General features: G+C 37.4%; 23 protein-coding genes and 1 pseudogene. 9 read left to right on the plus strand and 15 right to left on the minus strand.

All coding sequences use genetic code 11. The annotated features are described in order from the left end of the window. Positions 1 to 284: 284 nt before the first annotated feature. The 9 genes and pseudogenes from CS842_RS07690 to CS842_RS01030 form a co-directional block, all read right to left on the minus strand. A pseudogene (locus CS842_RS07690) lies at positions 285 to 488 on the minus strand (lysozyme family protein); the annotation flags it as partial. 38 nt (positions 489 to 526) lie between these two features. Then, positions 527 to 721, minus strand: coding sequence for a transglycosylase SLT domain-containing protein (locus CS842_RS07695; RefSeq protein WP_195909813.1), 195 nt, complete (start codon positions 719 to 721; stop codon positions 527 to 529). A 458-nt stretch (positions 722 to 1,179) separates the two neighbouring features. Then, positions 1,180 to 1,413, minus strand: coding sequence for a Sec-independent protein translocase subunit TatA/TatB (locus CS842_RS00995; protein ID WP_103326898.1), 234 nt, complete (start codon positions 1,411 to 1,413; stop codon positions 1,180 to 1,182). Between the two features lie 39 nt (positions 1,414 to 1,452). Beyond that, on the minus strand, positions 1,453 to 1,806 hold the full coding sequence (locus tag CS842_RS01000) for a murein hydrolase activator EnvC family protein (RefSeq protein ID WP_103326900.1): 354 nt from the start codon (positions 1,804 to 1,806) through the stop codon (positions 1,453 to 1,455). A 642-nt stretch (positions 1,807 to 2,448) separates the two neighbouring features. Then, entirely contained in the window at positions 2,449 to 2,658 is a 210-nt protein-coding gene (locus tag CS842_RS01010) for a hypothetical protein (RefSeq protein WP_103326904.1), read from the minus strand. Positions 2,659 to 2,730: 72 nt separating this feature from the next. After that, the gene (gene lolB1, locus CS842_RS01015; protein ID WP_146037414.1) at positions 2,731 to 3,543 is read right to left on the minus strand and encodes a lipoprotein insertase outer membrane protein LolB1; all 813 of its coding nucleotides are present in this window, start codon (positions 3,541 to 3,543) and stop codon (positions 2,731 to 2,733) included. 10 nt (positions 3,544 to 3,553) lie between these two features. Then, positions 3,554 to 4,561, minus strand: a complete 1,008-nt coding sequence (locus CS842_RS01020; protein WP_103326908.1) for a sugar phosphate nucleotidyltransferase — start codon at positions 4,559 to 4,561, stop codon at positions 3,554 to 3,556. 13 nt (positions 4,562 to 4,574) lie between these two features. Beyond that, positions 4,575 to 5,015 (minus strand): dUTP diphosphatase, encoded by a 441-nt coding sequence (gene dut, locus CS842_RS01025; RefSeq protein ID WP_103326909.1) that lies wholly within the window; start codon positions 5,013 to 5,015, stop codon positions 4,575 to 4,577. Further along, positions 5,008 to 6,504, minus strand: coding sequence for a lipopolysaccharide biosynthesis protein (locus CS842_RS01030; protein ID WP_103326911.1), 1,497 nt, complete (start codon positions 6,502 to 6,504; stop codon positions 5,008 to 5,010). The genes dut and CS842_RS01030 overlap by 8 nt, the downstream gene beginning before the upstream one ends. 41 nt (positions 6,505 to 6,545) lie before the next feature. On the opposite strand from CS842_RS01030, the gene CS842_RS01035 reads away from it, so the two are divergent. From CS842_RS01035 to CS842_RS07380, 8 genes are all read left to right on the plus strand, one after another. Next, on the plus strand, positions 6,546 to 7,553 hold the full coding sequence (locus CS842_RS01035; RefSeq protein ID WP_103326913.1) for an NAD(P)H-dependent glycerol-3-phosphate dehydrogenase: 1,008 nt from the start codon (positions 6,546 to 6,548) through the stop codon (positions 7,551 to 7,553). Positions 7,554 to 7,633: 80 nt separating this feature from the next. After that, complete coding sequence (tig, locus tag CS842_RS01040) at positions 7,634 to 8,947, plus strand: trigger factor (protein ID WP_103326915.1); 1,314 nt, start codon at positions 7,634 to 7,636, stop codon at positions 8,945 to 8,947. A gap of 45 nt (positions 8,948 to 8,992) precedes the next feature. Further along, on the plus strand, positions 8,993 to 9,688 hold the full coding sequence (clpP, locus tag CS842_RS01045) for an ATP-dependent Clp endopeptidase proteolytic subunit ClpP (protein ID WP_103326917.1): 696 nt from the start codon (positions 8,993 to 8,995) through the stop codon (positions 9,686 to 9,688). Between the two features lie 134 nt (positions 9,689 to 9,822). Next, entirely contained in the window at positions 9,823 to 11,055 is a 1,233-nt protein-coding gene (gene clpX / locus CS842_RS01050) for an ATP-dependent Clp protease ATP-binding subunit ClpX (RefSeq protein WP_103326919.1), read from the plus strand. 883 nt (positions 11,056 to 11,938) lie between these two features. Further along, positions 11,939 to 12,166 carry a hypothetical protein gene (locus CS842_RS01060; protein WP_103326923.1) on the plus strand — a complete coding sequence of 76 codons (228 nt, stop codon included), beginning with the start codon at positions 11,939 to 11,941 and terminating at the stop codon, positions 12,164 to 12,166. Positions 12,167 to 12,426: 260 nt separating this feature from the next. Continuing rightward, the gene (locus CS842_RS01065; RefSeq protein ID WP_103326925.1) at positions 12,427 to 12,684 is read left to right on the plus strand and encodes a hypothetical protein; all 258 of its coding nucleotides are present in this window, start codon (positions 12,427 to 12,429) and stop codon (positions 12,682 to 12,684) included. Between the two features lie 1,107 nt (positions 12,685 to 13,791). Further along, entirely contained in the window at positions 13,792 to 13,923 is a 132-nt protein-coding gene (locus tag CS842_RS07375) for a hypothetical protein (RefSeq protein ID WP_265614237.1), read from the plus strand. Between the two features lie 437 nt (positions 13,924 to 14,360). After that, on the plus strand, positions 14,361 to 14,495 hold the full coding sequence (locus tag CS842_RS07380; RefSeq protein WP_265614236.1) for a hypothetical protein: 135 nt from the start codon (positions 14,361 to 14,363) through the stop codon (positions 14,493 to 14,495). On the opposite strand, the gene rodA is transcribed toward CS842_RS07380, so the two are convergent. The 6 genes from rodA to sppA all read right to left on the minus strand — a co-directional run bounded on the left by rodA (position 14,488) and on the right by sppA (position 21,888). After that, a complete protein-coding gene (rodA, locus tag CS842_RS01075; RefSeq protein ID WP_103326929.1) occupies positions 14,488 to 15,732 on the minus strand; it encodes a rod shape-determining protein RodA in 1,245 nt (414 codons plus the stop codon). The two genes, CS842_RS07380 and rodA, sit on opposite strands and share 8 nt — an antisense overlap. A gap of 6 nt (positions 15,733 to 15,738) precedes the next feature. Continuing rightward, complete coding sequence (mrdA, locus tag CS842_RS01080) at positions 15,739 to 17,613, minus strand: penicillin-binding protein 2 (protein WP_103326931.1); 1,875 nt, start codon at positions 17,611 to 17,613, stop codon at positions 15,739 to 15,741. Further along, the gene (locus CS842_RS01085) at positions 17,610 to 18,119 is read right to left on the minus strand and encodes a hypothetical protein (protein ID WP_103326933.1); all 510 of its coding nucleotides are present in this window, start codon (positions 18,117 to 18,119) and stop codon (positions 17,610 to 17,612) included. Before CS842_RS01085 ends, mrdA begins: the two co-directional genes overlap by 4 nt. 10 nt (positions 18,120 to 18,129) lie before the next feature. Further along, a complete protein-coding gene (gene mreC / locus CS842_RS01090; RefSeq protein ID WP_103326935.1) occupies positions 18,130 to 18,972 on the minus strand; it encodes a rod shape-determining protein MreC in 843 nt (280 codons plus the stop codon). 22 nt (positions 18,973 to 18,994) lie between these two features. Next, positions 18,995 to 20,032, minus strand: a complete 1,038-nt coding sequence (locus tag CS842_RS01095; protein WP_103326937.1) for a rod shape-determining protein — start codon at positions 20,030 to 20,032, stop codon at positions 18,995 to 18,997. Between the two features lie 113 nt (positions 20,033 to 20,145). Then, entirely contained in the window at positions 20,146 to 21,888 is a 1,743-nt protein-coding gene (gene sppA, locus CS842_RS01100) for a signal peptide peptidase SppA (protein WP_195909814.1), read from the minus strand. 66 nt (positions 21,889 to 21,954) lie between these two features. Between sppA and folK the strand changes: the two genes are divergently transcribed. Beyond that, complete coding sequence (gene folK, locus CS842_RS01105) at positions 21,955 to 22,470, plus strand: 2-amino-4-hydroxy-6-hydroxymethyldihydropteridine diphosphokinase (protein ID WP_103326941.1); 516 nt, start codon at positions 21,955 to 21,957, stop codon at positions 22,468 to 22,470. The last annotated feature ends 73 nt before the right edge of the window (positions 22,471 to 22,543 follow it).

Below are 22,543 nucleotides of genomic sequence, written 5' to 3' on the forward strand. Positions count from 1 at the left end.
CCAGCATTTTTTTTTATAAAGGCTACACGATTTCGGGTTGTTCTGGACTGATTTGAAATTTGATAAGCTTGAGAAGTGGTATAAATTTCCATTTTTTTTGCATAAAAATTGACGAGCTTGTGTTTTTAGGCAGACGCAAGGGATTTTGTTGACCTCCGGGAATAACACCCAAATTATACTAGAGATTGAGAAAAGTGAGTTCTTCACGTGAAATTTCGAGTTCCTTAGTCAGAATACCCAGGTGTATTTTTTTCATGAATCGTAACTGAAGCTATCTGATTAGCTCACAGGTAGATTTTCAGCTTCGATATGATGCTCTTTATAGTAATCATCACATAGTTGATCGCAATGAATTTGGGGATATAATTTCTGGTTTCTTTAGGAAGAGTTTTGCTAAGTTCCCGAAAATCACGCGTTCCCTGACGACTTATCGCACGAACGGTTCCGGTCCCGGAATTGTAAGCTGCTAAAACAAAAATGCCCAGTTTCCCAGATGTTAAATATCGGTCGGCTGCTTCCGTAGATTTTACCGGATCGTTTCTATCATCATGTAAGGTATTTTATTGAGGTCATACATGCGTCCCGTCGCTGGCATGAATTTCCATAAACCATGAGTTCCTGCTGCGCTAGAGGTAATTCGTGAATTCAGATTTGACTCCACAATAGCTAGGTACTTTAATTCTTTGGGAATATTGTACTTTTCCAGTGCCCTTTTAAACAAGGAGGAATAAAATTCAGCTAACGAAAATATTTTCCCATATGCTTTCTTATTCTTAGGTAACTTTCCACGACAGCATGTACCGATCCGGTATATATGAAAATATTCATTTTACATAACTGCTAGAGTTTTTTAAGGTGCTCTTTGAGTTGATCAGGACTTATGTATAGTTATTGATAGTGTTCTTGTTTTCTTTTTTTGAGAAAAGCCTCGACTCCTGAAATCCATCCTTCCATAGGTCTATGTATATAAAGAATATATTGAAGATCAGATCAATTCATAATCAACTGATTATTATCAATAGTATCTTTTTTGTCGAGATCTCGATTAAATTAAGCAACGGGAAATAGTGGTAGTAAAAAAAAGTAAACCTAGAATCTGTCGGTTGCTTTTTTTAAGCATATAACGTTATTCGCATGAGCACAAATGGATAAATCATCTCTGCGTAACAAATTTTAAAGTTATTTTGAAGCGGAAAGATCTTCTTTATTTTTTTTCTCGTCATCAGAATACTTTTGTTCGGTTTTTTTAGCTTCTTCAGCTTCGCCTTGCGTAGCTTTTTTAAATTCTCTCAATCCTATTCCTAAACCTTTCATAAGTTCGGGAATTTTTTTTCCACCAAACAAAAGAAGACCAAGCGCAATGATGACAAGCAATTGACTGGTGCCAAAGCTTCCTAAAACTGTAGATGTCATAATTATTTTTATAATGTTTAAAGGTAAATTTAACATTTTTTATAGACCTTTGATCCACTGTGGGGGATTTTGTTTGCTGGTATTGTACCAAACTTGAAAAGTTAAAAGAGTATCTCCTTGAGAATTCGTATACACTTCTCCTATAGATTGGTTCATCTTTATCTTACTTCCTTTGTGTACATATACCTCTTGTAGATTGTTGTATACCGTGTAATAATTTCCATGCTGGGTTAATAAAGCCTTCCCTCCTCCGCTTGTAAAGTACACCGCACTGACGATTCCTTCAAATACGACTCTTTCCTGAGCGCTCCTGGAAGTTCGAATATCTACACCGCTGTTATCTATAAATCCCTTCGAGGTCTGGATAAACTTGTCGTCCGAAATGGTTAACAACTATTCCTTGAATCACAGGCCAGGGAAGACGACATTTACGGATTAAAGCACTCTCTTCGCTCGAGAGTCGTCTCTCAGGAAAGCGGTTCACCGGCGTTTTCTTGCCCGAAGCTCTCTGAGCTTTGCGAGCGCGCTCTACCTATTCACATCTTTTTTTTGCTTCTCGTTGCGCTTTAAGCTTAGCTAATCGAATTTCTCTGGCGATCACAACGATTGAATTTGCCTATCGAGCTCTCTTGCCTGTTTTTGCTTGTTGTGGCTATGAGGTTTTTACACTTTTTTTTGTAAAGTCTCTGCAGGTTCGTTCTGTTCGAGTTTTTCAGATTCAAGAGTATGCTTTTCTTTTTTCTGACTCTGCATAACCTGCTTTTTTTTGCTTGTTTCCCTCCTACAGTTGCTTAAGATGCTACCCAAGAGAAATTTGTTTTTCGCGAATACTTTGTAGCCTTATCTTTTTGAAAATCGATGTACGTCTTTAAATACTTCATTCTTTTAAAAACCTCTGTAATCTTTTCAGAGGATAAAATTCAATAATGAACCTTTAATAGATTTGTTTTTATAAGATTTGATAAGTATATGTTTTATAGGTGTCTTTTAATAAAATCAATTCCTCTTTCAGTTTTCCATGATTTTATATTTTCATTAGCCAATGGCGCTCTTAATTTTTTTACATTCCTTTTGGATTGTTTCAATAAGTTCAGTGCGAATGTTTATCTTTCTCGAAAGTGCATTGAGCTGATGAAGTGTGCTGAAAAATTCTTTTTTATTTTTCTGGATTTCCAGATTGATCTTTTTGATCTCTGACTTAAAGGTCTGGTTTTTTTTTGAAGTCCCGATTTTCCCTGAGCACATACGTCCAGCGTGAACACTTTTGAGAAGATCATCAATTCAAAGAGTAAAACCTTATATATCCGGAACACATATTTAGAGCTGCCTTTCTGTATAGCCCTCGGGTATGGAAAATGAGATATCAGGCATAGAACCGTCAATTTTGATCTCCTGAAGATCTACAGATAGTATGGGCTGGATTTGATCATTAACAAATACACGAAGTGTGCCAGGAAAATACTCCTCGTTTACCTTTTCCCAATTTTCAAAGAAGACACTTATTTTTTCTCCATCGCTAAGCTTGATGATCTCTTTTTTTAGATGAAAGTTTCCATCTATTTCAAGCTTATCAGTATACCCTTTTACTTGATCTCCGCTGTTTGTAGTGAGTTTTGAGGAAGTTGAACGCAACTTATAAATGTTTTCACTCATCGAAAGAGCATAGTTTTCGGCATCTATCTGAAATAAGGATCTGCCCAAAAGAAGATTTTCCAATTGAGAATAATTGAAAAAATAGGCTTTCAAATATTTTCCAGCTAAAGAAAAATCTCCTTTCAGAAAAGTTCTTTGAAGTTTTTCATAAGCTTCTGTCTGATGCGGCTGAATCAATGCTCTTCCCACCTCAAAACCCAGAAAAGAGGCGCTAACCCATATTTTTTCTCCCTTTTCAATGCGCATCTTCGCGTTAACACGATAGTCCTTTCCTTTGCTCAGGAGTTGAATTTTTCCCTTTAGACTAATACTTTTCGCTTTAATTTGATTCTTCTCCCGATATTGTTTTAAAATACTTATTAATTTTAAAAGCTCAGGTTTTTTGTCAACCAATTTTTCCGGCGCTTTGCAAGCGCAGATCATTGCTATCAGAATGAATGCTATCCCTTTCCATAGATAATCTCTGTCTTTATGCATCGACTGAATTTTAAAAATCAAACACAGAATAATCCCCTAAACTGATTTCTCTTGTAACTCCCTGATAATGAGTGCTATTTCCGATCATCGAATTGGATAAATTGGCATGGATGATCTCCGTGTGATTTTGTATCAGTGAGGTCTCTATATTACTATTTTTTACCTGAGTGTGCTTACCTATCGATACAAAGGGTCCGATTTTACTGTTTTCAATCATCGCGCCTTCTCCTATAAAACAGGGCTCTATGATAAGACTGTTTTTAATCGTGGCATTATAGCTATAAGAGGATTTATCCGCATGTTCAAATTCAAGTACTTTAGTGTTGGTATCGATAATAGCTGATTTATTACCACAGTCCATCCACTTATCAACTTTTCTATGTGAAAATCGTATGCCTTTTTTTCGCATATTCTCTAGAACGTCTGTAAGTTGATATTCCCCCTTATCTTTCAAATCTTTATCTATCAGATATTGAAGTTCATTCTTTAATTTTTTTCCTTCTTTTATGTAATAGATTCCTATGATAGCCAAATCAGAGACAAACTCATCAGGTTTTTCAACGAAGCCTGTTATATAACCTTTCTCATCATAAGTAACTACTCCAAAAGCTTGTGGATTCGACACTTGTGAAGTCCATATAAGGCCTTCAGCTGGAGTTTCCAGGCTGAAATTCGCCTTGAAAAGGGTATCGGCAAAAGCAATGATTACAGGGCCTTCCAAAAATTCTTGCGCGCAAAGCAAAGCATGAGCGGTACCGAGGGGCTTTTCCTGACGGAAAATTCGACCTTTTACGCCGAGTTTCCGGGTGATATGAAGCAATTGTTCTTCCGTCTCACGACCAAAGTCTCCGATGATAAAGGCTACTTCTTTGACGTCTTTTTTAAGTATCCGATGAATCTCTTCCACCAGTCTTTGAACAATAGGCTTCCCTGCAATGGGGATCAATGGTTTGGGAACAGTAAGGGTATGCGGCCGCAGTCGTGAGCCTTTTCCTGCCATAGGTATAATTATTTTCATAGCTTTTTAAGTTTTACATCCCTGTACTTCCAAAACCTTTTTCTCCACGATTGCTCTCTTGCAATTCTTTGGTTTCTTGCCATTCAACCTGAGTATACTTTTTGATCACCATCTGGGCGATTCTCTTTCCTGACTGTATTTCAAAAATCTCTTTAGAAAGATTTATGAGTAATACTTTTATTTCCCCTCGATAGTCACTGTCTATAGTACCCAGTGCGTTGGCACAGCTGATGCCTTTTTTTAAAGCTAAGCCGCTTCTCGGTCGGATTTGCGCTTCGTATCCTTTGGGCAGTTCTATATAAATTCCTGTTGGTATAGCTTTCCGCTCCATAGGCTCTAAAAGTATGGGAGATTCCAGATGAGCCTTAAGATCCATTCCGGCAGCCCCTTCGGTTTCATATCGAGGAAGTGTGTTGGAAGAAACATTTCGTATTTTTATTTTTAATTTACCCATGTAATATTTTTATCAATGTTGATTTTTCTATAAAAAAGACGACATACAAATATAGCAATTGTCCTATAACGTTATAATATGGAAATTTTTCTCCCAAGCAATAACCTACCAAAACACCTAGAATAAGATGACCGCACAACTGCGTTACCGGGTAATTTATTCTGTAGTATTTTTGTCCCCACCAATAGGAGATCAACATCATACTTCCATAAGAGACCAATGTCCCCCAGGCTGAGGCAACATATCCTAGTTGTTGTATCATCAAAAAATTTGATAAAACAGTTACTAAGGCTCCAATAAGGGATATATAAGTTCCGATGATGGGTCGATCCTTTACTTTATAAGTGATAGAGAGATTTGTATAGATGCCTAGAAACAAATTGGCCATCATTATAACGGGTATGATGTTTCGAGCACTTTGATAGTTCGCTCCGATCATAAAATGGCTAATCCAGTTCAAATTGCTCCATAATAACGCAAAGAAAACCGTCCCAAACAATGTAAAAAGATAGGTCAATTGACTATAGGTTTCTTTCGCGTTAGCGTCTTTAGCTTTTCTAAAATAGAAGGGCTCTATGCCTAATCGAAAAGCTGTGGCATACAGAGCCATAAAGGCCGCTATTCTATAGCAGGCAGCATAAGCGCCGTTGACTTCATCTGAAAGCCATCTTTTAATGAGGATCTTATCTAAGTTTTCATTTATGGCAAAGGCCAGTGTTCCGAGCATAATGGATGTACCATAAGCGAGCATTTCCAGGGCAAGCTTCAGTCGGAATTTTTTAAAACGGATCTTTATAATTATATCGAACAAGCAAAGAAAGCTTATAATGGAGGCGATCATATTTGCATAAAATATATAACCGGTTTTATCCGTATATCCTTTAATTCCGTTTAAAAAACTGAAGAAATCTGCAGGAGATTCGCTATTTCCGCTCAACAGCCAAAATGTGACAAAAGCTTGCAGACACGCATTTATAATTCGTATAAGCGTATATCGAAGCGCTTTGTTGTGAATACGCAGCCAAGCCATAGGAAGGCTAGAGATGGTTTCGAAAAAGATAATCAAAAAAAACATCGAGAAATATTCCCGATGAGCTTCGTAACCTGCAAAATATGAGATTTCTTTTACAAAGAACATGACGATAGTCAGGAAGGTCAGCGCGATGAACAAAAGGCTGAGAATGCCACTGGAGAACACTTTATTGCGGTCGGTATTTTTTTGTTTATAAACAAAACGAAAATAAGCGCTTTCAAGTCCAAAAGTCAGTATACTGATCAATAAAAACGAAATAGCATACATATCGGCATAGAAGGAAAAGCCTTCTTTATCCAAAACGCTTGTAAAGAACTTTAAAAAGCCATAATTAATCAGACGTGGAAGAACGGCGCCTATGCCGTAGATAATGGTATCTCCAAAAAGTTTTTTGTACAAAAAATGATGAATTAAATCGATAGTTACAAAGTTCCGACTTTTAAGTCGAAATTGCATCCCATAAGTAATGATTATCTATTAATAACTTTTCTTTTCAAATGTGCAGAGAGCCTACCTCTACAAATGTTGCCGTTATAGGGAGCGGCAGTTGGGCAACCGCTTTGGTTAAAATATTTTCTGAAAATCTTCCTAAAGTAGGCTGGTGGGTGCGATCAGAAAAGATCGCTTCCCATATTCAAAGGTTTGGTCGTAATCCCTCTTATCTTAGCTCTGTAGGATTTCATGTGCATCGTTTAGATATACGTGCAGAGTTGAGCAGCCTCATAAGAGATTATCAAATCATCGTATTAGCTATGCCTTCTATCTTTCTCAAAGATACCTTTCAGGGGGTAGCTCACTCTTTATTTAAAGAAAAGAAATGGATTTCCTCCATTAAAGGGCTCTTGCCAGATGATACGAATCTGGTAAGCGATTATCTAAAAACTGCTTGTAATATTAATTCAAGTGATATAGGTATCCTCTCAGGGCCTTGCCATGCCGAGGAAGTCGCCATGGAGCGTTTATCTTATTTAACGGTGGCCTTTAATGATATTTCTCAAGCGCGATTCATCGCTGGAACTCTAAAACGCCCTTATGTAAGCGTTTGTGTATCGGATGATGTTATGGGTATTGAGTATGCTGTAGTATTAAAAAATATATTTGCTCTTGCTGTAGGTATGGCCAATGGCCTTGGTTATGGAGATAATTTTCAGGCAGTTCTTATATCAAATGCCATGCAAGAGATGGCCTCTTTTCTGGAGGTTTTTTGCCCTCAGACTAGAGATATCAATCGATCGTCTTACCTGGGCGATTTGTTGGTTACCTCCTACTCTTCTTTGAGTCGCAACAGAACATTGGGATATACCATTGGCAAGGGATGTGCCGTTTCAGAGGCACTCTCTGAGATGCCTATGATAGCGGAGGGTTTTTTCGCCACGAAAGGTGTTATAAATCTCATCGGCAATGATTCATTATCCATGCCCATTGCGCGGGCGGTTTATAAAATTCTTTATGAAAAAGCGCCTGCTGGGGAAGTCTTTAAACATCTGCATAAATTTCTTAGTTAAATTTTCTGAGGATCGTTATGCTTACCTAGAGCAGGCTCTCTTTTATATTTAATATCTTTGCCAGTTGAAAAGAGATAAGCATGAACATTAACCGACAGCAGTTGGATCAGCTCAATGCAGTATTGACCGTATCGCTCAGCGAAACAGATTATAAAGATAAAGTAGAAGAAAACCTTCGCAATTATAGAAAAAAGGCCCAACTGCCCGGTTTTAGAAAAGGACAGGTACCTCTTGGAGTCATACGTAAGCAATATTACAGAGCTTTAGTTAATAAAGAAATCCAGCGTTTGATCGAGCAAGGTCTTAATGAATATATCACTAAAGAAGGTCTGCAAATTCTGGGAACCCCCTTACCTAAAGAAGAAAATTTTATAGACCTACAGGCAAAAGAGTTCTCCCTTGCGTTTGACTTAGGCTTTGCGCCCGAGTTTGACATAAACTTAGATGAAATAGCTGTTGATTATTATCATATTCACGTCAAAGAAGAAGAGATAGAGGAGCAAATACAAGAACTACGACGTCGTTTTGGAAAGTTCTTACCTAAAGAATTTGTAAATCAAGAGGATTATATTCACGGTAAGATAGACCCCCTTGATTCCAGAGAAAACGAAGGGAAAAAATATACGTTTACCCTCAAAGATCTTCCGAAAGAGACCCTTGCTAAGTTCTTCCAGTCTAAAGTTGGTGATCGTATTCAAGTGAATACTTCCGAGTTGTTTCCAGATGATGAGCAGTGGAGGCGTTTTGATCGAGGATCGCAGCTTGTGCATTTTCAGGCATATTTTACCATAGAACAAATCTTTGAAATTCAGCCGGCTGACCTGGATCAAGAGCTTTTCGACAAAACATTAGGCACCACAGGTAAGGTAAGGTCTTTAGAAGAATTTCGTGAGAAGATTAAAGAAAGCCTTTCACAATCTTATAAGGCTGAGTCCGAGAGATTTTTTCTGCATTTGATTTTCGATCACTTGTCTGATCGTATACACTTTGATTTGCCTTCCGCTTTTTTACGGCGATCGATGAAACAGTCCCAAAAAGAGGTGCCTCCAGAAAATGAGTTCTTGCAGGAATATGAGCAGGCTGAGAAGGCTTTGCGTCATCAATTGCTTGAAAGTAAACTGGCACAGCAACTGCAAATAAACATTAACCCTGAGGAGGTGAAAGCTTTCGCGCTTTCGTTAGCGCATGCTCAGAGAGGTAAAAACGCTATTGATAAGGCTGCCGCGGATCAATTTGCTGAGCAAATCTTACAGAGTCAAAAAGAAGCTCTTCAGATTTATGAACGTCTTTTTAAAGAGCGCTTGACAGAAGCCTTGAAAGCTCGTTTGCCATTAAAAAATAAAAATATTTCCTGGCCCAATTTCCTCGAGATCCTTCAAGGGCATCAGCATTGAAGACCTCTGGAATATAGCGTGGTAAATTAGATAAGTTAAAATAGTATGTTTAATAAGGAAGAATTCAAAAAATACGCTCTAAAGCATCAGTTGATAAGTAGTCTTGCGCTCGACCATTATATCACCTCAATGACTCCGTATATCATGGAAGAGCGTAAATTGAATGTGGTCCAGATGGACGTTTTTTCGCGTTTGATGATGGATCGCATCATTTTTTTGGGTACGTCTATTGATGATCAAGTGGCCAATATCGTTCAGGCGCAGCTTTTATTCTTGCAATCGGTGGATTCCAACAAGGACATACAGATTTATATCAACTCTCCCGGGGGGAGTGTCTATGCCGGTTTAGGAATTTATGATACCATGCAGATTCTTAAACCCGATGTGGCTACCATATGCACAGGCATGGCAGCCTCTATGGGTGCAGTTTTGCTTTGCGCGGGGGCTAAAGGTAAACGCTCAGGCCTTAAACACTCGCGTGTGATGATTCATCAACCTCTTGGAGGGATCCATGGACAAGCTTCTGATATAGAGATCACCGCACGAGAAATTTTAAAACTAAAAAAAGAACTTTATCAAATTATCTCTATCCATTCGGGTCAAACTATGAAAAAAGTAGAAAACGATTCTGACAGAGATTATTGGATGACTTCAGATGAAGCCAAAAGTTATGGAATGATCGATGAGGTATTGGTTCGAAAAATGGAAGGCAAGGAAAATAAAAAATCAAAACCACTCTAGTTTTTATGAGAATAATTTCCGAAAATTCTTTATGTTTTTCTTTCATTTTATTTTCTTAAAAATTATTCATGGAATTCTTTCCCTTTTTAATTAAAACTATAATTAAGTCATTATATAAATAGTAATTATAAGCCATGAAAAAAGAAGCTAAGTGTATATTTTGCGCTCGTTTAAAAAGTGAGGCAGGTTTGCTTTTGACAGGTTTGGAGGGACATATATGCGCTCAATGTGTGGAACAAGCCCATCAGATGATCCATGAGGAATTTCATCAAAAAAAAGAAGTGCTTTCTCAGGATTTTTCCGGGCTTAAAAGTCCCAGGGAGCTTAAAGATTTTCTCGATCAATACATTATCGCTCAGGATGAAGCAAAAAAGATTTTATCCGTAGCGGTGTATAATCATTACAAGAGACTGTCTCATTACCTATCAGATAAAGAGGAAGAAGTAGAGCTTGAGAAATCAAATGTGCTTATTATTGGTCCTACAGGAACCGGAAAGACGCTTTTAGCGCGCAGTATTTCGCGTTTTTTACAAGTTCCTTTTACTATAGTTGACGCGACAATTCTTACTGAAGCGGGCTATGTGGGAGAAGATGTTGAAAGCATATTGACGCGCTTGCTGCAAGCGGCTGATTATAACGTGGCGGCTGCTGAGCGCGGTATAGTGTTTATAGATGAAATCGATAAGATTGCGCGTAAAAGCGACAACCCCTCTATCACGAGAGATGTTTCGGGAGAGGGAGTTCAGCAGGCGCTTCTGAAAATTCTTGAGGGCTCTATAGTAAGTGTTCCTCCGCAGGGAGGGCGCAAACATCCCGATCAGAAAATGATCTCTATAGACACACGCAATATATTATTTATCGCCGGAGGAGCTTTTGATGGCCTGGAACGTATTATCAATAACCGTCTCAACTTATCGGCTATCGGCTATCAGAATACCTTACGTTCCGTGGTGGAACAAGAGGAGATTTTGCAATATGTTAGCCCTACAGATATTCGTGCTTTCGGTTTAATTCCCGAATTGATAGGAAGACTTCCGGTGATCAGCCATATGCATTCTTTAGATGAAAAAGCACTCCACAGAATTATGACCGAGCCTAAAAATGCCCTGATCAAACAATACAAAAGACTTTTCGAAATGGATAATATTTCCCTGGAAGTCACCGATAAAGCTATAGATAAAATCGTAAAAAAAGCCCTCATCATCGGCCTTGGTGCAAGGGGATTGCGAGGAATTTGCGAAAAAATTTTTAGTGATTTTATGTTCAATATTCAAAAGACTCAAAACCTTTTGAAAATCGATGAAATTATCGTGGAAGATCAATTAAATCGTAAGGAAAAGTCCACTGGGTATAAAAAGGCTTCATAATACTGTATTTTCATACATTCTTTGATACAAAGGCTTCTTTTAGCATTTTTTATTCAAAAAAAATATCAAAATAATTATAATTATTTTATAATACTTATATATTTATAAAGCATATATTTATATATATAATACATGAAAATATTGTATTTTATTAAAAAGTTTTATACTTTTTACTTTATATTAAATGCTATATATTATGAAAAACCTTTTTTATCCCCGTCATCCTTTTAGTTCTGGACGAACTCTTTGCTAAAGGGCTTGTTCGTAGGAGACGGAACTGACATTCGTTCAAAGCAAGATACTACTCTATGCTGAGGGCGAATTAGAAATTGCCGCTACGGGTAAATTAGATAGTTACGGAAATATTGAATTGGACGGCTCGTTTAAAAACGCCGGAGAAAACAATTTTATACTCCGCGATAACAGAGAATATGATTATAGGAAATTTATTATGAAGTCGGGCTATAATGTGGATGGATTGGTTCTTATTGAAAGAAGTACAGATTCGGTATCAAATTCTATGGGATTGCCCTTCACTTCATCTAGGTCGATTAGAATTTATAGAGGTGACAACTCCAATCGGCCTTTAAGAAATGAAAAACTTGGTGTGTGGGATATCGTGGCAAATACTAGGAATCCAAATTTCAAAGATCTCAAATGAGGTACCGGCTTCTGATAAGCTTGGTATGTTGCGTGCTTTAATCCTTAATTTTCAACTCCTCTCATAAAAAAGTATTTCGATTAGCGTACAGTATGATCCCTTGCCTAAGACTCTAGCATATGTAGCTGTGGTAAAAAATGGCAGAGAGGAATAAAAATTTTTGAAGGTCCTTTCGACAGCGAATCAAGCAATAAAAATTAATGGAGAATTCATCTCTATCCCATGCCCAATACCTACCTTTCCAATATCGATCTTCGAAAAGCGAAAAATTTCGATCAAATCTGCGGAGTATATATTACTTCAGTCTATAAAGACAAGAAAAAAATGACCACCATAAACTCTAAAAGATATATGGCTACTATATCGATGATAGTAGTAAAGTGTTTGGAGATGAGCGGCGCTCTTTCAGTGATACAACTAATGATTCTATGCCCGATCCTGATGACATAAAACTTCAACTATTTAGCGAAGGGGGATTTTATGTATATGCTTCTATCTACCTGAAGGTAAAATACCTAATATATTAGCCCTAAAACCTAACAGAAATAAATTTATATGTAATGATGTAGGAACTTTAAATGAAAATTAACCTGATGGGTTTCTTTATATCAATTTGGTTCCTAAATATGTCCTGTGAAATTTAGACTCACAAGAGGTCAAGAATCCATAAAAAAGAAGATATTACGATTACGGAATCCACTACTGGAGCTATGGAATTTTTCATTGTGGATCAAAATGATAATAAAGTAGAAGGATTAAGTCTTAATAAAAAGCTTTTAGAGTTTCCGAAAGCAAGTAATACCGCACAGGAGAATCGCTATGCTTTGAGTTTTGGCAGTCCTGATCTCAACGTGCATTGTTGGAGGACATCTTACAGAACTAGAAACTCTTCTTATCAGCTCCCTTATCAGGGAGACAGTGTTTACAGAAAAATCAACACACAATTTCTTTCAATATCGCCTCTTTAAGTAGAGAAAATAGGGATATTCCCAATAAATCTGTAATCAGAGTTATTAATCCCATGGTGGATAGTCCTGAATATAATATATATTATAATAATTTCATTTCTATTAACGGCGAAGAATAGGACATAAACCTCCCGCTACTTGAAACCTCTTCATATATAGTTCAAATAGAATCTAAAGAGGGAAAAGTTATTGAAAAAGCTAACATTAGGTAATAATTAAAAGAAGCATTATGAAAATAAATAAATTTGTGTTCTCTATATTTTTGCTTTTCGCTTATTTTATCGTTAAATTAGAAGGCACTTGTGTTAGATTTGAATGTGAAGAAGAGTGACCCAACGAGGTCCCTATTAATCAATACATACTTTTATTATCGGCGCTAACTTTGATAATCGGATCTTTGGTTTCTGCCTTATTACTAAAGAAACTTAAAAGTAAAAAAGATATATATTGAATATAAATAGTTTTAAAAAACCCATCCACAGATGGGTTTTTTAAAACTATTTAAGCAGGTTTGATAAACGCTGTAATCATTTTATCTATTATTTATCTTATGAAAATCTATCTCTGTGATCTTTATACTTTTTTTTAGCGCCTTTTTTAGCGCTCGCGTAATTTACCATAGAAGGAAAAATAAACGGTTATGCCGACAGATTTGGTAACACTAAAAATATGATGTTTATAAAACGGAAACTCTTATAGAATTTATCACGAATTCTCAAAGGAGTTTTGCGCAAAAGATTCTCATCTCTTATGAGAGAATACTCTTAATGGAATTTGATGATGAGCAGGTTTTTCAATTATTTTCTGACAATCAGGAGTTAGACTAGCTCGTCGCCCATGAGAAAAATAGATCCAGGTTAAAAATTTTATCTTATCTCTTAGAGCTTTATTTCCCAGAAGATGCTTTTTACGCTTTGGTCAAGAGTCAAATGAATGAACTCTCGAGTGCCGCCCTTTGACACCTCAAAGATCATCTCTGTTTTGAATATAATGTAGATAGACTTGGATGCTTTTTTAAAAGAGATGAAAAAGAATATTTCCGCCCGGGAAACACAGAAAACCTAGGAATATAGGGACTTTATCGCTGAACGTTTTAAAAACGATCCGATGTATCTTGAGGACTCAGGTAAATTTATATTTTTACTACAAGCTCATATCGGTATGGGAAATGTTATTCACAGCTCACCTAAGAAAAACAATAAATATCTTAATAAAGATTATCGACGCTTTATTAAGTGATGTAGATAGTAATACCCAACGGAGATCAAAAAATGTTATTGGGTTTCCTGGACATCTTCAAAACCTATGATATGAAAGAGCAGCTCGTTTGTTTTATCAAGAAAGTAGAAAGCATGATTTGTGAAGCTTTTCCTGAATTAAAGGGAAAAATACAAACATATAAATAGGTACAATCTGATAAAAATAGTTCCCGATATTGATTTTAAATAGGCTGTCTATGGGAAATTTGAAAAACTCTCTCAAATAAAAACTCTTTATAAACTATTAATGTTTTCAGCTTCCTGGTGTTCAAACTGTCAGAAAGAATTACCTCTTATCAATCAACGATATGAAGAATTGCAAAAAAAAAGACGTAACACTCATAGGTCTTTCTATGGATAAAAGAAAAAAACCGTTTCGAGTTTTTTTAAAGAAAAGAAAATAGCATAATCACTTCGATGATAAAGGTTTTCACTCCCCTGCCACGCTCTCTTACGGAATTACGGCTACACCCACCTTTTTTACTTGATGCCCGAAATAAAATATTCGCTATAGAAAACCAATTAGGGGAAATCCTTAAGGATATCAAATAAGACTGCTGCGATCTGAAGCATTCAGGCGTACAAATATAAATAATAAGGCAGTAAAACACCATAAGGAAGACCCTCCGTAGCTGAAAAATGGCAGTGGTATTCCTACAGTAGGCATGATCCCCATGACCATGCCTAAATTGATAATAACGTGCAAAAGAAAAATACTGCCCACGCAGTAGCCAAACACTCGTGAAAAAGCTTCTTTCTGTCTTTCAGCCAATAAATAAATGCGTCCGATAAACAGCAGGTAGACTATTAATATTACTGTGCTTCCTACAAATCCCCATTCTTCACCTACAGTGCAGAAAATATAATCGGTATGTTGCTCAGGAACGAATTTACCCCTAGTAATACTTCCTTTTCGAAAACCTTTTCCAAGCAATTCTCCTGAACCTATAGCGGTTTTCGAGTAGAGAAGATTATAGCCTCTGTCCAATCGATATTCCTTATCAAACTCATTTTTAAAAAGTATCTCTATGCGGTCGCGGTGATGTTGCTTTAAAAATTTTTGAAAAATCAAAGGCGAGAGTAACACAAAAACGCATACCGCTATAAATGCCAAAGTGGATTCCATCCAGTACCTTAAACCTTTTTTGGGAAGTAAATAAAGGTAGAGTAAAAAAATTAAGAGCAGACTTCCGATAATGATCCAGGAAGAAAAGTTAAGCGCCAGCAAAAATAAAAAAATAAAAAAAGCTATGCTCAGCAGTACACGCCATGACATACCTTCGCGATAAAGCATGAGTATAAAAGAAAAAAACACCAAAATAGAGCCCGGATCCGGCTGTAAAAGAATTAGCGCAATGGGAAGACCAAGAATGCCCACGATCATTAAAAACGTTTTTTGATCTTTTATACGCGTATCGCTCACGCTTAGAATGTTGCCCAGCGCTAGGGATATAGAGATTTTTGAGAGCTCAGCCGGCTGAAAGCCGACAGGCCCGAGGCTATACCAGGATTTTGATCCATTGATAGTTTTTCCAAGAAACAAAACCCCTATGAGTAGTAACAGAGTAAGGAAATAGAATACATAGGAGCCATTTTTATAATCTACAGGCCGGAGCAAGAGAAGTAAAAATATTAAAAAAGAGCTCATTAAGATCCAAAAAAATTGTTTTTCAGCTTTTTCCTCCGATACCGAATAGATATTGATCCATCCAAAAATCGCTAGCGTCAGATACATTACGATGATCCACCAGTCAAGGTGCCCCAGCAGGGTCTTTTTCCGCGTGCTCATTAATTTTTATTTTTTTTCAGAATGTCTCGTCGTGATATAATCATATATCCTCTGCAGGCCATTATTCATCATACGACCTTCCAAACTCTTTCTTTTTACTTCGCTTGCGATATATTTTTCTGCCACCAGGCTTGCAATTGGGCCGGCCCATTTTGAGCCCCAGCTGCCATTTTCGATCATTACGGCAATGGCAATCTGAGAATTTTCCACAGGGGCAAATAGGGTGAATATGGAATGATCCGGCAGTGAAATTCTTTTGTTTTTTACTCTGATAAAATTTTCCGACGTACCTGTTTTTCCTGCCATTCTGATACCGGGTACCTGAAATTCCGAAGCTGTTCCTCTAGGGAGGAAAACCTTTTCCATGCCCCGGATCACCGATTCAAAATATCGTGCCTCGACCTTGGTATATTTAGGTTTCGTATATCGAGCATCTTTTATAGGCAAGCCTCCTATGGTTTTTACAATATGAGGGGTGTAAAAAAAACCTTTATTAGCCACAGCCGCCATCACATTAGCCAGTTGCAGAGGCGTAGTGCTGATCTCACCCTGACCTATGCTGTTGGAAAGGGTTGTTAATGCGTTCCACCTCTTGGCGCCATACTGTTTATCATAATAATGCCCACTGGGAATACGACCCTTCTGGCCTGTATCCAAATCATTATTTAGAAATCGCCCCAACCCAAAGCTTTGAATAATTTCACTCCATTGATCCAGATTTCTTGCCGAAATTCCTGAGTTCTTACCCAAAGCTTGTATATATACTTGCGCAAAGTAGCTATTACATGAACGCTCTACCGCCGTTTCCAGGTCTTTTGGACGCCCGTAAATGCCACAATGGCATTTCATCTTTTTATTGCCGTAGCTAAAACCGTGCTGACAAACAAAATTAGCAGAAACATCTACCGTTCCCATTTGAAGAGCGGCGAGCTCTGTAAGGATCTTAAAAGGAGAACCCGGAGGATAAAGCCCATCGGTAGCTCTATTAAATAAAGGCCGATTGATGGTGTCTTTATAAAGACGAGAGATTTCTTTAGAACGGTCTTTTCCTGCAAGAAGGTGAGGATCTAATACTGGAGTGGAAACCAAAGCTAAGATTTCGCCTGTTTTAGGATCGATAGCTACAACACTTCCTTTTTTTTTGTACATCAGCTTTTCCGCGTATTCCTGTAATGACCAGTCAATGGTTAAATAGATATCAGATCCGCTTTTGGCTTTCTTATCTTCTTTACCTTCACGGTAAGGTCCTGTGACGCGTCCTTTATGATCTACTAACATATGATTTACCCCTTTTTCGCCCCGAAGTACTTTTTCATAAGATTTCTCTACTCCCGAAATACCCACGAAATCTCCAGGCTCGTAATAGTCAGATTCTATTTTTAGCTGTTTTGGGGAAACCTCGCCGATATAACCGAAGAGTTTGGCTGAGCTCTTGACCTTATAATCTCTCAAGGACCGTCTGACCCATTCAAAACCTTTATATCTGTGAAGTTTTTCCTGGATGCGTGCAAAATCATCTCTGTCGATATAGGTCAAAAAGCTTGAAGGTAGGTATGGGGCGTAAGCTTTAGCTTTTTCTAGTTTTTCCAGAAAGGTATTTTCATCAATACCTGTTAATTGAATAAATCCTGCTCTGTCGAAAGAATTTTCTATTTTGTTGGGCGTTATAGTGAGCTCATATACAGGCTGATTAAATACCAGGAGATTTTTATTCCTATCAAATATATACCCTCTGTTGGGTATGATGATTTCATTCTTAATAGAGGTATTAACAGCATGAAAAACATATTCCCTTGAATAGAGTTGAAGATAAAAAAGCCTGGAGGTAAGAATTATTCCTGTTGCCAACAGCAATAAATAAAAAACATGCAGCTTTTTCACCCTTTATAAGGTTTTTTAGTAATGGAAAGATACACAAGGCAAAGAAAACCTGTAAAAAGCGCGTTGAAAAGCACATTCGGGAACGCTTTTTTAAGATTAGAAATCTCCATAAATTCAAGAGAGAAAAGTATATGTGTATGCAGTAACACCATAAAAAAAACGAAAGAAAACCGTTTGGCAAACGAGAGTTCATAAATAGAAAAATCTCTCTCGTTAAGAATGTTTTTTCCAGCTATGAATCTTAAAATATTCAGACGAAAATAGGCTACAAAGGTAAGGGAAGAGGCATGCAAGCCTCCGGTATTCATAAAATGGTCGATGGACCATCCTAAGAGAAAAGCTAAAAATAATAAATGAAATTTATTACCTTGAGGTAGATACACCAGTACAAAAAGTATATAGATATAAGGATTAATGTAGCCCAGAAAATCGATATGATTAAACAAACTTACCTGTAACAGACATAATAAAGCCAAAAAAGAAAGGTCAGAAAGAAAACTTCTCATGATGTTCTGTTTATGGCTCTGATTCTTTTTGCAAGGTTTCTTTTTTTAGATCTTCTCTCTCTTTCTTAAGAAGATTTTTTACCACGTAAACCCGATCCGATGCGGCAAAATCTGTAGCGAGCTCTACCCTTATTTTATAATTGCCATTTTCAGCATCTAACTGATAATCTTTCACTTTTCCAAGATAAATCCCTTGAGGAAAAATGGCTGACTTCCCGTCGGTCTCTACAATATCTCCCCTTAGGATACTTACATACTTAGGAATATCTTCCAGTAGAGCTATGCGGTGGTCCTGGCCATGCCAGATCAGGGTGCCGAAATACTTATTTCTTTTAAGGCGGGCATTGATCTTAGTCTGAGGATTTAATAAAGACCGGACAGTGCTGAAATGTTTTGAAACGCTTATGATTACCCCGCCTATGCCATTGGGAAGCAGAACTCCCATATCAGGCTCAATGCCGTCAAGAGTACCTTTATCGAGAGTGAGAAAATTTTTCTTTTCATGCAAACTATTTCCAATGATACGAGCGGGTATGTAAGTATATTTTTGCTCGTAAACGGGGTCTTCAATCTCTTGTTCAGGTGTTTTTAGAGGATTTTTGGAAATTTCCAAAGCATTTTTTAAGGAAGCATTTTCTTGCGCGAGTTGTTCATTCACTTGTTTTAGGGAGAAATAATCTTTGATTTCTGAACGGATTTGATATATTTTTCCCACGATAAAAAGTGAAGATCCCTTGTAGATGGAGCGATGAAAATCATTTTTTGCGAAGAGGAGAAAAAAAGCGAAGGCTTCGAGAAAAATAAAACAAAGAAAAAAGAGTCGTTTTAAAAAAAAGTCAAATATTTCACGCATGAAAAAGTTTTTGCAATACAATTTATTTCATCAAAAAATTGAATTTTTGGATATTTTTTAAAGCAACTCCCGTTCCTCGCACTACCGCTCGAAGAGGATCTTCTGCAAGATAAACGGGAAGACCTGTTTTCTTTGAAAGTCGCTGACCCAGACCCCGTAACATAGCCCCTCCTCCGGCCATGTAGATACCCGTATTATAGATATCCGCGGCCAGTTCCGGTGGGGTTTGCGAAAGAGTTTCCATAACGGCATCCTCAATTCTCAGGATCGATTTATCCAGGGCCTGCGCTATTTCTTTATAGCAGACATTAATTTGCTTAGGACGTCCGGTGATCAGATCACGGCCCTGCACGGCTGTGTCCTCGGGAAGATGTTCGAGTTCTTCTATTGCAGAACCTACTTCAATCTTAATATTTTCGGCCATGCGCTCACCTACGTATAAATTGTGTTTAGTGCGTATATAATAAGAGATATCGTTTGTAAAAACATCCCCTGCGATTTTAACTGATTTGTAGCATACAATACCGCCCAGCGCGATGACGGCGATTTCAGAGGTGCCCCCTCCGATGTCGATCACCATGCTTCCCTGAGGCTTGGTCACATCTATTCCACATCCTATGGCCGCGGCCATAGGTTCGTAGATCAGGTATACCTCTTTGGCATTTACATGCTGTGCGGAATCTTTCACGGCTCTTTTTTCCACCTCAGTAATACCTGAAGGAATACAAATGACCATTCTGAGCGCCGGAGTAAAAAAACTTCCTTTAATACCCGATATTTTCTTGATGAACTCGCGGATCATAAACTCTGAAGCTTCAAAATCTGCTATGACTCCATCTTTTAAAGGACGTATCGTTTTGATGTCAGGGTGGGTCTTTCCTTGCATTTGCTTGGCTTTCTCACCTACAGCTAATATCTTTTTCGTTCGGGTATCTATAGCTATAATAGAGGGAGAATCTAAAGCAACTTTGTCTTCATGAATAATAAGTGTGTTGGCCGTTCCTAAGTCGATAGCGATATCTTTTGTGAAGAGCCTGCTGACAAAATCGAAGAATCCCATATAATAAGTTTTCTTTAGTTGAAGTTAAAGCGTTTTTCACAAAAATATCTAATTAAGAGCATAAAAAGCAAGAAAGAGCAATACATAAAAAATAATATATAACTATTGACTTTTTAGAAACTTATCTTAAAAGGAAGTCGCATCTGCAGGGAATCTGAAAATAATAAGGCAGAGATCTCATAAAAAAGCTCAGGATATTTTTTGACGAACAATTTTTCCCAGTAGATACTGGAATCTACACCAGGATTTTTGTAGATATCTTTTAAAAGACTGATCCAGGGATCTTTTTTAGGGAAATCTACAAGCGTATAACGAGTCAGATCGGCCTTTTGCGCTGCGAATTTCACCGCTTCATCAAGTGTTCCGAGCTGGTCTATAAGTTTTTTATTTAAAGCGTCTTTTCCTGACCAAACGCGTCCCTGAGCAATTTTTTCTACCTGTTCTACAGGAATTTTCCTTCCGGTTGATACCCTTTTTATAAAGGTATTGTATATATTGTGGATATTTTTCCGAAAAACTACTTCATAAGCTCGACTTAACTCACCTGTTGACGAAATGCCCAGGCTGTTTGTGTGTGTGCCTACTTTATCGGTGGTAAAACCTATTTTGTCACTTAATTTTTTCAGATTTGGTATCAATCCAAATACGCCGATAGATCCGGTAACACTTACCGGCGAGGCAAAGATGTAGTCTGCTGCCGTTGTAATATAATAACCCCCTGAAGCAGCATAATCACCTAGAGAAGCTATCAGCGGTTTTTTATCTTTCAATTTCAACAAGGCTCGCTGTAGGTTTTCTGAGGCGAAGGCATCTCCTCCAGGTGAGTTTATTCTAATAACCACGGCTTTTATAGAGGATTCTTTTTTGATCTGATCGATCATTTTCATATAATAATCATCCTGTATGTTTTGAGCGCCGCTTCCTTTGAGTAAGGTGCCTGAAGCGTAGAGAACAGCAATTGTGTCACCTGATTTTTCTTTGCGCTCTTGCAGGTAATCTGCAACGGGTATGAAATTAACCGATTCTTTTGCAGAGAGATCGAGCTTTTGCGCAAGGGATTTAATGAATTCATCATAATGCGCCAGATGATCTACTAGGTGATTTCCCTGAGCGCTCTCAGCAGTACTCCCTAAAAGTTCATCGGTGATTTGATCGACTTTTTCCGCTCCGAGCCGTCTTGAGGCGCTGAAATCGGTCAAGAGCGTGTTCCATAAAGACCCCAACAATTGTTTGGTTTGTTGCTGATCTTCCTTGCTCATTTGAGTCTGAGTGTAAGTTTCTATAGCGGATTTATATTTACCTTCTTTAAAAAAACTGAATTCTATGCCAAGTTTTTCAGAAAGATTTTTATAATAAAACCTCTCTGTGACCAGACCTTTAATATCTATGTTTCCAAAAGGATTTAGAAATAAAATATCGGCTACAGAAGCTAGGTAATAAGCCTTTTGAGAGAAGTTTTGTCCGTAGGCATAGATGAATTTTCCTGATTTTTTGAAATCACAGAGTACATCGCGTAAGTCTTTTAATTGACTCAGACCCCCTGATAGGTTTTCTGCTTCCCAGCTGATCCCTTTTATCTTGGGATCGATTTTAGCTTTTTTAATCGCTTCTATAAGAGTGAAGAGACGAATATTTGTTAAAGAAACAGGGTGACTTAAGGCAGGTTCCAGTTCATTGGCGCCTTCTACGATCGTAAAGTTCGTTTTAAATTGAAGTACGCTTTTTGTTTTTTCAATTCTTTGATTTTTTTCAGGCAGCACCGTGAAAATTGCGATGAACAGAATCCCGGTAATGCATAGAAAAAAAATAAATAGACCCAATAAGGTGCCCAGAGCGGTTTTAAGAATGCTTTTCACAGATGTATTAAAATAAGAATTATTTTTAAGTGATAAAGTTAGCGAATTTAGCGTAAGGATATTATCATGTCTACACAAAAAGTGCTTATGGCTCAGGTTTTTTTAATGCAAGGAAGCAATCAAGGCGATAAAGCGGCTCATTTGAAATTGTCGCTACATTATATAGCCGATCGGCTTGGAGAGGTTGGTTTTTTATCCGATGCTCATGAGAGCGAGCCCTGGGGCATGGGAAAAGAATGTCCTGTTTTTTGGAATCAATTGGTGTTATTAAATACTCATCTTTCTCCGATAACTCTGCTAAGAAATATATTGGAAATCGAACATAGTTGCGGTAGAAAGCATAAAAGTATCAATGGAAATTATCAAAATCGTACCATAGATATAGATATACTTTTCTATGATCAAATGATTTTTCAAAGTCCCGATTTAATTATTCCTCACCCCTTGCTTCATCTTCGGCGATTTGTTCTTGAACCTTTATATGAGAGTTTTCCTGAGGAAATGCATCCTATTTTTAGAAAAAATATGCATGCGCTTTTACTTGATTGCTCAGATAATTTGAGGGTAAGAAAAATAAAATAATTTCCTAAATATTACATAATAAAATAAATTTTGATAATAATAAATAATTGCTTTATATGATTTCTTTTCACAT

Source organism: Bacteroidetes bacterium endosymbiont of Geopemphigus sp. (assembly GCF_002904345.1).
Classification (GTDB): Bacteria; Bacteroidota; Bacteroidia; order Flavobacteriales; family Blattabacteriaceae; genus GSPS2-BC2016.

Bases quoted from the DNA above. Each gene is read 5' to 3' on its own strand.
- CS842_RS01030 (WP_103326911.1), bottom strand. From the start codon at position 6,504: ATGCAATTTCGACTTAAAAGTCGGAACTTTGTAACTATCGATTTAATT.
- CS842_RS01065 (WP_103326925.1), top strand. From the start codon at position 12,427: ATGGAATTTTTCATTGTGGATCAAAATGATAATAAAGTAGAAGGATTA.
- CS842_RS07375 (WP_265614237.1), top strand. From the start codon at position 13,792: ATGTATCTTGAGGACTCAGGTAAATTTATATTTTTACTACAAGCTCAT.
- CS842_RS01035 (WP_103326913.1), top strand. From the start codon at position 6,546: ATGTGCAGAGAGCCTACCTCTACAAATGTTGCCGTTATAGGGAGCGGC.
- CS842_RS01095 (WP_103326937.1), bottom strand. From the start codon at position 20,032: ATGGGATTCTTCGATTTTGTCAGCAGGCTCTTCACAAAAGATATCGCT.
- rodA (WP_103326929.1), bottom strand. From the start codon at position 15,732: ATGAGCACGCGGAAAAAGACCCTGCTGGGGCACCTTGACTGGTGGATC.
- clpX (WP_103326919.1), top strand. From the start codon at position 9,823: ATGAAAAAAGAAGCTAAGTGTATATTTTGCGCTCGTTTAAAAAGTGAG.
- CS842_RS00995 (WP_103326898.1), bottom strand. From the start codon at position 1,413: ATGACATCTACAGTTTTAGGAAGCTTTGGCACCAGTCAATTGCTTGTC.
- CS842_RS07380 (WP_265614236.1), top strand. From the start codon at position 14,361: ATGATAAAGGTTTTCACTCCCCTGCCACGCTCTCTTACGGAATTACGG.
- folK (WP_103326941.1), top strand. From the start codon at position 21,955: ATGTCTACACAAAAAGTGCTTATGGCTCAGGTTTTTTTAATGCAAGGA.
- CS842_RS01060 (WP_103326923.1), top strand. From the start codon at position 11,939: ATGCCCAATACCTACCTTTCCAATATCGATCTTCGAAAAGCGAAAAAT.
- tig (WP_103326915.1), top strand. From the start codon at position 7,634: ATGAACATTAACCGACAGCAGTTGGATCAGCTCAATGCAGTATTGACC.
- clpP (WP_103326917.1), top strand. From the start codon at position 8,993: ATGTTTAATAAGGAAGAATTCAAAAAATACGCTCTAAAGCATCAGTTG.
- dut (WP_103326909.1), bottom strand. From the start codon at position 5,015: ATGGGTAAATTAAAAATAAAAATACGAAATGTTTCTTCCAACACACTT.
- lolB1 (WP_146037414.1), bottom strand. From the start codon at position 3,543: ATGCATAAAGACAGAGATTATCTATGGAAAGGGATAGCATTCATTCTG.
- CS842_RS01020 (WP_103326908.1), bottom strand. From the start codon at position 4,561: ATGAAAATAATTATACCTATGGCAGGAAAAGGCTCACGACTGCGGCCG.
- CS842_RS01085 (WP_103326933.1), bottom strand. From the start codon at position 18,119: ATGAGAAGTTTTCTTTCTGACCTTTCTTTTTTGGCTTTATTATGTCTG.
- mreC (WP_103326935.1), bottom strand. From the start codon at position 18,972: ATGCGTGAAATATTTGACTTTTTTTTAAAACGACTCTTTTTTCTTTGT.
- CS842_RS01010 (WP_103326904.1), bottom strand. From the start codon at position 2,658: ATGTGCTCAGGGAAAATCGGGACTTCAAAAAAAAACCAGACCTTTAAG.